This window comes from Proteus sp. G3927 (assembly GCF_963894685.1).
GTDB lineage: Bacteria > Pseudomonadota > Gammaproteobacteria > Enterobacterales > Enterobacteriaceae > Proteus > Proteus mirabilis.
The window spans coordinates 245,523-259,767 of sequence record NZ_CAWQGX010000030.1 but is presented as its reverse complement, the minus strand read 5'-3'; the positions used below and the strand labels follow the sequence as shown (position 1 = coordinate 259,767).

The following is a 14,245-nucleotide window of genomic DNA, read 5'->3' as shown; positions in this document are numbered from 1 at the left end:
AATACAACTAATTAAAGAGAGGAAACGATTATTTACAATAATCTTCTCTCTTCAGTTTTTTTGTCTTAAAAAAGACAATTCAGTCAAGTCAGACGCTAGAAGGGTATATAGAGATGCTAGAACTACTGTATTTAAAAATTACTGTACTTTTTATTAAAAATAAGTTTGAGGGAAAATGATGTCAAAAATTTTAAAAGATTTAGAGTTTACTTTTACAGGAAAACGTTATGGTACAGATGGAAATGACGATATTGATGCCATAGGTTTTGGAGGGATCATTTATGCAGGAAAGGGACACGATACAATCACAGTCGGAACATTAGCAGTTACCGCTTACACCGGAGACGGGCACGATTTTGTCAGAGGGGGAAGTGCTTATCTTAAGATTATTGATGAGAACGGTGATTTAGATGTCAGAGGATTAAATGCATGGGGAGAAATTGAAAAGTCCGGTCATGGCGATCTGAAATATGTTGGTGCTTCTGCCGCGATTAAGATTAATCATACTGGATATGAATATGGAAATATCAATTATTCAGGAGCTGCTATTGCAAATATCATCACCCGTAAAGGCGCAATTAGTAATATCAACTACCAAGGTGCTGGCGGTTACAATCAAATTTGGCATGAAACCAATACTGGCAATATGACGTTTAAAGGGGGGGGAGGCTATAATAAATTGGTTCGTACTTGGTTTAATAGCTATCAAAATTCAAAAGGAAATATTAATTTTGAAGGATTAGGCGGAGGCAACGGAATCATCTCTCGCGTTGAAACAGGTGATATTAAATTTACCGGAGGTGGCTTAGAAAACGTCTTAATACGCGAAGGTAAATCAGGCGATATCTTTATGTATGGAGCAGGAGCCAATAATAGGCTTACACGTATCAGCCGAAATACTGATACCTATAAAGAAACAAGTGGCAATATCTATTTTTCGGGGGGGGGAGGTTATAATCATATCTATTCCAATATAGCACAAGGCAATATCACATTTTATGGAGCTGGGGCTTACAATGAGATCATTCGTACAACTCAAGTTCATCCTCATAATGATTTATTAGTTGAATATACGAAAGCTGAAAATATTTTTCTAACAAGTGCTTATATGTTAAATCTAGACTTAGATAAAAGTATTAATTTTCTAACAAGTGATAATAAGCAAAATTTCGAATTCGGTAAATCTGTTGAAGTAAAAGCGATTAAATCATTGCGAGAACCAAATACTTATTTGTTTAAAACACCGGGCCCAAGGGATACCAATTTATTCATATCAGACTATGGTCGTCGAGATTATACCTTTAATAAAGTCAAAATTTACAATGATCCTGAAACGGGAAAACTTCAATACGATTCCGAACTTTGGCGTATAACGCCTGATAGTGGGGACATTAGGAACATACGTTTTGATAAAAAAAATTTTGAGGATACCTATAATCTTAGTGTGGTCAATAATTGTTGGAATACATTAGAAAAACAAGAAATTATCGAATCACCACGTTTCACAAAAATAAATGCTGATAGCCACTATCAATTATCTAATTTAAAAGTATTTCAACACATTAATACAGAACAAATCCAAAGAAAGTCTCTAGAAACAATCAAGTTGGGCGTAGCACAAGAACTTTTTAAAGACGATAATTCTGCTGAATGCTCTGGTGATATCAATTTCACAGGTGGTGGCGCTGGTAATGTCATTAAATCTGATGTTACACAAGGTGATATCAATTTTACAGGTGGCGGCATAGCAAATGTAATAAAACATAACTCTAATTATGGTAATACCAACTTTACTGGTGGAGGCGCAGCCAACATCATTGTAAAAAAAGGTCAAAGAGGAGACCTAACATTTGATGGAGGAGGATTAGCAAATGTCTTACTACATCAAAGTAAAGAAGGAAGAATGAACATTAATGCTACTGGTGCCACGAATGTATTAATCCGAATTGGTGACGGTGAATATAAAGCACATCTTACGGCATTAGGGAATGTTTCTATTCACAAAGGACAAGGTGATAGTCATATCACAATGTTAGGAGGATTAAATACCCATACCCAGATTGATAGTCATCAGCGTGATAAGGCTTTATGGCGAGCATTAGGCGGACTTAATGTCATGACACAAGTCGGTGCTGGTACTATTACATCTTTACTCGGCGGCGGTGGAAATGTCCTGACTAAAATGGGTGAAGGCGACCTAAGTAGCATCATGTTAGGTGGTGCTAATATCATTACACATATCAGCAATAACAAAGCAAAATCAAACACTTACACCATCACCCTAGGTGGATTAAATATTTTAACAAAAAAAGGTCAAGGTGATATTTTAGCCATAATGGGGGGAGGTGGCAATGTCCTAACACATATCGGAAACGGTAACATACATGGCGTTATGCTTGGAGGTGCCAATATCTTAACTAAAGTAGGTAATGGTGATCTTTCAGGCATTATGCTAGGTATTGGTAATGTACTAACACATGTTGGCGATGGGCAAACCCTAGGTATAATGGGCGCTGTGGGGAATATTTTCACTAAAGTCGGTAATGGAACCAGTATAGGTGCCATGGTCGGTGGTGGCAATATATTCACCCATATAGGTAATGGTGAAGCTTGGGCGCTAATGGGAGGTTTAGGCAACGTCTATACCAAAATAGGCAATGGGAATACTTTGGCACTAATGATCGCCAAAGGGAATGTGTTCACTCATGTGGGTGATGGAATGTCGGTTGCTCTAATGTTAGCGATAGGCAATATAGCCACAAAAGTGGGCGATGGCATGACATTAGCTGCAATGATTGGCAGTGCTAATATTTTTACTCACATTGGGCATGAAGAAACCTTTGCTGCAATGGTGGGTAAAGGTAATGTCCTTACCAAAGTTGGCAATGGATTAACGTTGGGATTAATGCTAGGTGTGGCTAATATTTATACCCATGTCGGTGATGGCATTGGTATTGGGCTGTTTTCTGGTAAAGCAAATATCATGACCAAAGTGGGTAATGGAACCACATTATCAGCGATGTTTGGCAAAGCCAATATTATGACCCATATCGGTGATGGGATAACTGGCATACTTGCATTAGGCCAAGCCAATATCATAACAAAAGTGGGTGATGGCATTGCGGGAATCATTGCTGGTGCGAAAGGAAATATCGTTACTCATGTAGGTGATGGAATAACCGCTGCGATCCTCGGCGGAAAAGCGAATATTTTAACAAAAGTGGGTGATGGGCTCACCGTGGGTCTGCTGATTTCAAAGGTGGGAAATATTATGACCCATATTGGTAATAGCACCACGATTGGTTTTGCCAAAGGCAACGCCAATATCATCACAAAAGTAGGCTATGGTTTAGGCATTAATGCGGCATGGGGTAAAGCCAATATTTTCACTCATATCGGCGATGGTGAACGATATAACTTCGCCAAAGGAAATGCCAACATCATTACCAAAGTAGGTAATGGACAAGAAACCTCTGTTGTTAAAGGTAATATCAATATTATTACACACGTAGGTAGTGGAAATAATTATACTGGTGCATGGGGCAATGGGAATGTTGTAACACAAATTGGTGATGGTCGTCAGGTCACCTTAGCAAAAGGTCATGCAAATATTGTCACTATGCTCGGAAAAGGTGACAACTATGGCATAGTTTGGGGTAAAGCCAATATTTCGACAAAAGTAGGTAATGGCACGCAAGTCACCATAGCAAAAGGCCAAGCAAATATTACAACAACCGTAGGTGATGGCCTAGGTGTTACCGTTACATACGGCAACGCAAATATCAATACTAAAGTGGGGAATGGTGTATCTGTAAACGTTGCTTGGGGGAAATATAACGTAAGTACCAAAGTGGGTGACGGCTTAAATGTTTCGGTCATGAAAGGTACCGCTAATGCAAATATCCATGTTGGTAACGGTTTAGGTATTAACGCCTCTTACGCAAAAAACAATGTCATCGTTAAAATTGGCAATGGTGATATCTACAGCTTATCGGTTGCTTCTAGTAATACTCAAAGTAATAAACTCGCTACATTCTTCGGCAATATAAAACAGAGTGTACTTGGTGTGGTCGGGAGTCAGGCTATTAACTATTTAGTACAAGGTGATGATGTAACCACTTCCGGCTCCCGCAAAGGCAAAGGCGCTATTCATTTAATTGAAAAATCTTCAATCGACGGTTTCAAAATGAACAAAATCGACGAAGTGAAGAGTAACATTGATATAAATTTAAAAGGTCATATCACAGAGGTAGAAACCCCTAGTTTAAGTGATGTTAATACAGATGAATCCAACTTAACCAATAACAGTCCGAATTTGATCATAAATGGTGACTTTAAACATGGATTTAACCCTGTAACAGAAAGTTGGAATATTGCATATACTCAGGATAAAATTACAGCAATTAGCCAATATGGACATAGAGCCTCTATTGATACACCAACTAATACTAATAATAAAGATTATTGGGATGGTGGACTTATAGCAGAATACAAGGAAGAATATGAACCAAATATCGCTATATATCAAGATATTAGTGGTTTAATGCAAAATGAGGTGATTGAATTAAGTTTTGAGTATGAACGACAAGATAATACGCCAACAGAGAATAAATTAAGTGTTATCTGGAATGGTGAGGTTGTCTTCACTTCATCAAGTGATGATAAGTCAATAGCATGGCAACAACAACAAATTAAATTAACCGCAAATGCAGAAAATAATCGTCTTATTTTTACCATTCCAGGCTCTGATGGCTTGCAAGGAAATAATTACAGACTAAGAAATATTGTCGCTAAATCAGCTGTAGCAAATATAAACAAGCATATCTCAGATTCTGATGCGACAAAAAATGCCCTCGCTGACAAAAAGAAGGCAGATGCCAATCGTCAAAAACTAACTGATGAAAAACAACGCCTATTAGACCACATCTCTACCACACAGACTGAACTTGAATCGACCGATCACCTTGCACTGGAGAAAAACGGCCATAGAGAACGCGATGCCATTCTTGAAGAAGCTAATTCAGTAACACACAATTTGACCACAGTTGGTCAAACACTGGAAGTACTCAGCGAATATTCACAAGATGCCCCCCCCTCAGATCAACAATGGAGTGAGCCATTCGCGGAAGGAATTTTAAATGATGTACAGAAGAGCTTAATTAATACTAAAAAAATTGTTTCAGTGCCTGTTAATAATATTAAAACTCAGTATGTTGCAAACCTTACAAAGGTGAAAAAATCGATAAAAAAATCGGAATATGGCGTTATTCAAAGTGAAGAACATTGTCAAGAAGTGCAACTCGATACTTCCAAAGCAAAAAACGATGCAGATAAAAGATACTCAGACGCGATAGATAAAAAAAATAGTGCTCAAATGGCAGAGAAAAAAGCATCAACCATGGTGGAAGATGCGAGATCACGAGGAGATACGGAGCAAAAAACAGCGACTAGCATATCGGATAAAGCACAAAAAGAAGCTAAATCTGTTCAACTGAAAGAAAGTGATAAACCTAATCGTCACAGGGCGCATGGTAGCGGTTTATCCGGAGAAGCGGCCTATGTAGAGGGGGCTGATAATAATCCATCCAGTTATATCAAACCAATATCAACTAAAAAAAATGATGGTCGTTTCAATAATAAACTGACAACATTTAATCAGGAATTACTTGATGATGCTCAGCAAGCCATTAATCGTTTAAGCATCAATGCTGGGATCCGACAAAAATCGGCAAACGTTCTTCCCTCTTTTACATCAGACCTTAATGGAGATGACGTAGCAACCTATCAACAACCTTCTCTTCGTTCAGGCAATCTTCAATATCACAAAATAGGAGCTATCGCGGTCAATCTTTCTGGATTAGGCGAAAGCCCCATTTTTGAAACGCTAAAACAAAAATTCAATGTAAAAATTAAGAATAGAAATACTTACTTTACTTTTATTTTGGAAAAAAATAGTGGTCGTATCCAAAAAAATATTTATTTGGATAACATCAATGATCCCACTCAGCAAAAAATAATAGAACACTTTATTTTAGCTAATTATTCAAATTTTGAAGCAATGCCTAATGAACTTCATTTAGAAAATGACAAAATTAAATCAAGTCATAACAACAAAGATAGGATACTTGCAGAATACGTAGAACATAAATGGCAAATGCTAACTGATTCAAAAGTCATGTCAGTTGATGAACTACATAAAGTTGCAAGTGTTAAAGGCAAAATACAAGGCGAAAGTTATAAATCAATCATTACAACTCTCTCGGAATACCATGAAAAAGAATCGAATACAAACTGCTTACCAATAGAGAAATTGAGAGTGCTAGCTCAGTTGCGAAACCAAATTGATAGTTACCTATTAGGACACCCCGACTCTGAACGCAATGATGGATTGAAACAGTTACAAACTCAAGTCAATACACGTTATAAACACGCATCGGCTTTAATACAAGATAGTCACACCATCAACGCTGATAGCAGCTTTAGTCGCTTATACGATTCACTTTCAAATGCCAATTTAAAAAGAAGTAAACACATTTATATTGATATTAACGGACACTTTGTCACTGAAGGAAAAAACAATCTGCAAGGGAAAAATAGACTAACCAGCGGAAAAGAAGTGATTGAGCGAGTAAAAAATGCCGTAGAAAAAGAATATGGCGCACCGATTGCCAATAAAGTCTTCAGTCAATTTGCAAATAATGAATTCGCTGAAAACGGCGAGGGTATTGATGTTTCAGGGTTAAAAAAAATTCACAGAGCTATTGAGCGGGAACTATCTCCTCATAGTGCAACCTTATATATCTGGAAACCAAGCAATCATAGTAATTTGGAACACGCCACACTACAAATAGGTCAAGGTCGCTTACTGTTAAACACAGAAGACGCACAAAATAATCATAAAGAAAACTACATCAGTTGGTGGCCTAACAAGGCAAAGTCATATTTTGATGTGATGGGAGTCCCCTCACAACTAAAAGAGTCGTTAGCATCGGATGTTGCAGCAGAAGAAAATGATGGCTTTGGTTTAAATTACAAATATAAACAACTAAACAGATATGACCGACTCATGAATATTGCGAAAGGTGAAACGGTCAGCACTGCAGATGATTTATCTCTTGCAGACGCAAAAAATATATTGATGATCCCTAATTATATAGAAAATTCAAATATACCTCGAACAATTGGACAACCTTTTATTGATGAATGGGTAATAACTCAGAAAAAACTCAACAACATCGCCACAAATTTTCTAGAAGCTGTACAAGGTAAATTTAGTGGCAATACCATAACTATAAATGGTGCCATGATACTATTGACAGAGCCCACGTTACTATCAAAAAGAAAAATCCCACTTTCTGTTGCACAGCCTTTTATTGAACAATGGGATAATATAAAAACACAACAAGAAGATATATCTATTCAATTATTAAAAGCGATGAAGACTTGGATACAAGAAGGTAAGGATCCAACGTTAACGAAAAAACGAATTGCTTTAGTAGAAAACGAATTTGCTGAGCAAAAACAAAAAAGTATTGACAGATTTAAAACCAGCTTACCTGATGAAGGACGAGTATTCCGTATTAATTTAGAGGGGTTAGACGTTGCTGCTATGCAAGCTGAATGGCAACGAATTAAAAATTCACCTAATGGTCGTTATCATTTATTAACCCAAAATTGTTCGAGTATCGTAGCGAAAGTTTTAAAAGCGGGTGGCGCAGATGAACTGATTGGCTATAACTGGCAACCTAAATATAATATTTGGACACCAAATCAAATGTTCGCATTTGCTCAAGAGTTACAAGAAGCGCAAATGGCACGACAACAAAGTAGAATGATTCCACCTAACTTACACGCGTTGTCAGGTTCTGAAAATATCCGTCAAGAGCTAGAAAACACCTCCCCTCTTATTTCTGCTGAACAAAAGCTCAATATTGTTTTTAGTGAACAGGAAACGGGTTTTCTACTGACACAAGCATCAGATGAAACGAATGAAAAATTTATTTATATAAAAAATGGAGATAATCAAGAACAACAAAAAATAATGAGTAATTTTATACTCACTCATTATCGTGATTTTGACTCTATCCCTGAGCAACTTTATTTCTTAGATAATACAATCGTGTCACTCGATAAAAACCATTCACGAATATTATCAGAAAAAGTCGGTGAAAATTGGCAACCTGTTGCCTATTCGAATCTAATGACTGCTGATGAATTAACCTCCGCTGCAGAGGTGACAGGAAAAGCACGCGGTGAAAATTATAAAGCGATCATTCAATCGCTTAGAGATTATGAATTACAAAGTACAAATACAAACAACACACCAATAGATATATTTCAGCAACTATCCACATTACGTATACAAATTAATAGTTATCTGCTTAAACACCCTGATTCAAAACGTAACGAAGCATTGCAACAATTACGCGACCAAGTTGATATACGTTATAAACATGCTTCTATCTTATTAAGTAATAGCCAGCAAGTTGATTCAAATAATACTTTTAGTTATTTATATGAGATTTTTTCAAATGCTAACTTAAAAATCAACAAACATATTTATCTTGATGAAAACGGCAACTTTGTTACAAAAGGGAAAAATAATTTACAAAACCAAGACAAACTTATCAGTGGTAAAAATGCAATCACAAGCATTAAAAGATTGGTCGAAAAAGAGTATGGCAGTGAAATTACCAATCAGGTATTTAATCAATTTACAGAAAATGAATTTGCCCAAAATGGCCATGGTATTGACCTGTCAGGATTGAAAAAAATTCACCAAGCAATTGAACAACAAGTTTCACCAATCAGTTCTACACTATATATCTGGAAGCCCAGCAAACATAGTCGCTTGGGGCATGCTGCGCTACAAATAGGTTCTGGGCGCTTACAATTAGATAGCGATAGTGTGCAGGATAACCATGATGATAATTATGTCAGTTGGTGGCCTGCCGGGAGCAAATCGCTCGTAAACCCACTGAATATTACAACAGAAGAAAATCCTGATTTAAAATTACGCTGGTATGATTTAAGCCAACCAGTGAGTCGCTCAACAAATTTCATGACGTTACAAATTGATATTCAAGAAGAGGAAAAGACGAATTTCAAATTAAATAAAAATGAAGGGAAAAATGACAGACAGTTAAAAGAATTTAGAGATAAAACGAATCTTACCCGAGGTCTCGAAAATATTACACCTAAAATCGCAGGCTTACTGTTGAAGGTTCCTCATTGGATATCAGAAACACATATCCCACCTGAAATTTCACACCCCTTTATTAAACAGTGGAATAGCCCAAATAGTAATCTACTTGAAGTATCAACAAACTTTTCAATCGCAGTGAAAAACTGGCTAAAAGTCGCCTTTCCAACAGCGATGATTAACCAAACCTTTGCATTGGAAATCAAGAAAATTAAAGAAATTGAAGACCGAAAAACAGAAAATTTCAAAACAAGTGTCGCTGATGATACAAATGATGGCGTGGTGTTTCGCATTAATCTAGAGGGACTTGATGCCGCCGCCATGCAAAAAGAGTGGAAGCGCATTAATAGCCAGTCTGATCCTCGTTACCAATTATTAACCAAGAACTGTTCTAGTATTGTTGCTAGAATATTAAAAGCAGGCGGAGCAGATCAACTGATTGGTCATCATTGGAAACCTCGATTTGGCATATGGACACCAAATGAGTTGTATAAATTTTCTCAAAAGATACAGGAAGCACGCTTAGCCCAAATTGCGGTACAACAAGGCAAACCTATACATTCTAATTTACAAGCATTATCAGACCACAATAAAGTGGCTATTGATAATGACGGTACATCACCAAACGAGAGAAAAAATCTTAGCCCATTAACACGTTTTTTTAATGATCATTTTTTCGGCAGCTATGAACGTTGTAGAGACATGACAACGGTGATGAGAATAAAAAATGAAGAAAAAATAACATTAAAAGGGGATGCAGGCCGTCTTACAGGATCATATTACAGAGGAAACGACAATATTCCAGAAGCTACCGATAAGAAAGTAGTACTATTTTTACATGGTTCAAATTCCCCTACCGAAAAACAATCCTCTAGTTTTTATCATTATTATAACCAACAAGGCATCGATATGTTAGCGATTAACATGCGAGGGTTTGGCGAAAGCGATGGCTCGCCAACAGAGCAAGGAATGTATGCTGATGCACAAACCATGTTCCGTTATCTCGTTAATGATAAAGGTATCGATCCTAAAAATATTATTATTCATGGTTATTCCATGGGGGCACCAATTGCGGCTAAATTAGCCAGCGATATTTCAGCTAACGGTCAGCATATAGCTGGGCTATTCTTAGATAGACCAATGCCAAGTATGTCAAAAGCAATTGAATCTTATGATGAATATAGCCTTAAGAAATTGACTGGACAACTCGCAAAAAAAATCAATGGCCAATTCTCCGTAGAAAAAAATCTACAGGGTTTCTCAAAAGATATCCCCATTATATTGCTCACTGACTGTGGCGAGCTGGGCATTGGTGGTGAAAAAATGCGCACTAAATTACTTGATAAAGGATATCTAGTTAAAGGAGAAAGAACCGATGTTTCTCATTTAGAGAGCCTTAAGTTGATGAATCAATACGGTAAACAAATAATATCAAGTTTACTATCCCCAGAGTATGTAAATAACACCAATCACAGAAATGCGTTAGATTCAATACAAAACCCGATAAAAAAGAATAAGGTGACTGATTGGGGGATGGTATATGTAAAACCCAATGATAATGGGGGTGATAGTCGTTTTGATAGCCAGATTATTATCCAAACAGAGGATGATCCGATAGTCGCTCAAGCAGCTTCGGCACTTGCCGCTAAACATGCCAAAAATAGTATCGTGGTACAATTGGATGCCGATGGTCATTACCGCGTAGCTTATGGCGACCCAGCACAACTTTCAGGTAAAATACGTTGGCAGCTTGTTGGCCATGGTCGTGAAACAACCGAAAATAATCATTTACGCCTTAGCAACTACAATGCTGATGAGCTTTCCAATCAATTGGTTAAATTCAATACCGTATTCAGCAAAGAAAATAATATCAATACAACTCCTGAACATATCAGTATTGTCGGTTGTTCATTAATAAGTAATGACAAGCAGGCAGGATTTGCCCACCAGTTTATCAATGCATTAGATCAACAAGGCATTCGTAGTAGCGTTTCTGCTCGAGTAACAGAGGTCGCCGTTGATAGCAATGGTCACAAATACACCAAAGATAACAACGGAGAGTGGGTAGCCAAACAAACCCAAAACAAGGTAGTGTTAGATTGGAATAAAGAAGGCAAAATCACGACTGAATTTGAGCAAATACATAATGGTGTTGCTGAAGGTGATATTGATTTGACTAAAATAGGTGCTTCAGCTGACAACAAAGTACGTGGCGCAATTGCAGATAATAATGAAGTCTTTACCGCCCCCAAAAAAGGTAAAAAATCAACCAAACAAAGCTCATCAGGAAGTGATAATTCATCACTAAGCTATTCTGGCAATATCCAAGTCAGTGTGGGTGACGGCGAGTTTACAACGGTTAATTGGGGAACCTCTAATCTTGGGATCAAAGTAGGTACTGGCGGATTTAAATCACTGGTTTTCGGTGATAACAATGTGATGGTACACGTTGGTAATGGTGATAGTAAACATAGTGTTGATATTGCTGGCTATCAAGCTTTCGAAGGTATGCAATTATTTGTTGGTACACGTAACGTCAGCTTTAATCTGGGGCGTAGTAATGATCTTATTGTGATGTTAGAAAAATCAATTCCAACCCCTCCACTGATCAACCCTTTTGATGGTGCTGCTAGAATCACCAAAGTTCTAGAGTCAATCGCATGCTCAGGTGAAAATAATGATAATGATTGGTTGTCGGCACAAAACGATCAGTGGACACTCGCTGGCGCTAAAAAATTTGCCATAGATATGTCAGGAATAGACCAAACGAGCAATGTTGACTATAAAACACTGACTGATCTGAATTCACAGAATAAGCGTAGTAGCCGTGGATTAAAGAGTGATCTAGAAGCCACACTAAACAAAAAATATAACCAGTGGTTAGGTGGTAGTGGCAATAACAACGAGATGGGAAAAATCAGCCGAGCTGAGCAACTTCGTCAACTAGATAGTAAAATCGCTTTTAATTTCGCCATTGGTGGTCAAGGTGCTGATATTCAAGTTACTGCCGGGAATTGGAACTTGATGTTTGGTGATAATATCCAGTCTATTATAGACACTAATCTTGGCTCATTATTTGGCTTAATGACGCAGCAATTTACAGCAACTGGTATGGTGGAAACCACCTTTACTTATACCCCCCAAAACTTACCAACTAAGTTAAAAAATAAATTGCTAGGTCGGTTAGCCAGCGTGAGTTCAGACACGACTCTGGGGGATATTTTTGGAGTAGACTCTACCACAGATGGAAAAATAATCTCTCGTAATGGTGAGCCCATTGATGTTGTCGCTATTTTGAAAGATATGCTCGCTGTAGTGACTGAGTTTGGAGGTGAAAAACTGTCCGCATTTACTGATCCGACTAAATTATTAGACAACCTCCAATCATCTATTAATCTGGGCAAGGATGGTATTATTTCATTTGCTGAAAGCCATGGTTTAAAAGAAAAAGCGACAGAAGATCAACAAAATGAATCTGAAGTTTCAATTAATGCCCAAACACCAATAACAACGAGTCAAACTGAAAATAGCAAGATCACAGAGGAAAATGATCGCCCTTTCGGCTTCAATTCGCTAAATATCCCCAATCTATTTGCCACAATCTTTAATAAAGATAAACAAACAGATATGCGTGATCTCGCAGAAAACCTCAAAGAAAATTTAGCAGCTGATGTACTGAACATGGAGAAGAAAACGCTCGATTTCTTGCGTAATAGTGGTCATTTAAAAGGCGATGGTGACATACATGTCTCTCTTGGCAACTATAATTTCAACTGGGGGGGAGATGGTAATGATCTCGGCGCTTACCTAGGAGATAATAATAATTTTTGGGGTGGGCGTGGTTCAGATACTTTCTATGCAACGGGGATCTCAAATATTTTTACTGGGGGTTACGGAAATGATCTCGGCGTCTTGATGGGGCGCTCAAACATGATGTTTGGAGGCGATGGAGATGACACTGCTATTATCGCCGGTCGGATCAATAATGTCTATTTAGGTGACGGACTCGATAAAGCATTTATCTTTGGGGAAGGCGGTGAAATTCACACTAATGCAGGTAATGACTATGCTGTCACTACCGGTAACTACAATCGCATTTTCAGTGGTAGTGAACAAGATTTTGTTGTCACAATTGGTAACCACAACCAAATATCCTTAGAAGAAGGCAATGATTTTGCCAAAATTTTTGGTAACTACAATAGGTTGAATGGAGGGGGCGGTGATGACGAAATTCAACTAATGGGTTATCACGCCGTAGTTGATGGAGGCGATGGAAATGATCAACTAATTGCAGCTTCATTCTCGAAATTTAGCCTTCTTAATGGTAATACAGGTAATGATATTATCATATTAGGTGGATATCAGAACCACTTCAAAGGTGGAAACGGTATCGATAGCTTCCTGATTAATAATAATGTGATTGATTGTTATATAGACGATATTAGCCAAGAAGATAATATTGTACTTGGAGGTATTGATTGGAATAAATTATGGTTTGAACGCAGTGGCTATGATTTAAAGATCTCACATATTCGCTTCCCACAAAATACAGGGGAACAAGCCACATTTGAGCACATTGGCTCAACTACTTTTACTGATTATTTCAATGGTAATCAGGCAAAAATCGTTATCGCAATGACTGATAAAGATCACTCTGATCAGCGCGAATATACGGCTTTATCAAGCAATGCACTCGCTATTCAAATTCAGGCCATGAGTACATTTCCTATGAAGGCAGGCGCATCCGGATTTTTCGATAATATAAGTGATGAGGCTAAACAAATGATAGCCGTAGCTTGGACAGATACAATTTCAGGAAAAGGCATATTAGTGTAGTTTAACCATACTCTATAACTATAATAAATCCTCTCCGTTGGATATGAACTGTGACGCGAGAGGTTTTTATCTTAAGAGTACTCTCAATGGAAAAATAATATCGTATCAAATTAAATTCCTATGTTGTTTAATCCATCATAATGAAAAAAGAGCCAAGCTCATAATGAACTTGGCTCTTAACATTTACACTTTGTCTTGATTATAAAA

1 protein-coding gene is annotated in these 14,245 nt (G+C 37.5%); it reads left to right on the top strand.

Annotation, left to right across the window (positions count from 1 at the left end):
• Window positions 1-178: 178 nt before the first annotated feature.
• Window positions 179-14,038 carry an MARTX multifunctional-autoprocessing repeats-in-toxin holotoxin RtxA gene (gene rtxA / locus AACV00_RS14220; RefSeq protein ID WP_161737337.1) on the top strand — a complete coding sequence of 4,620 codons (13,860 nt, stop codon included), beginning with the start codon at window positions 179-181 and terminating at the stop codon, window positions 14,036-14,038.
• The last annotated feature ends 207 nt before the right edge of the window (window positions 14,039-14,245 follow it).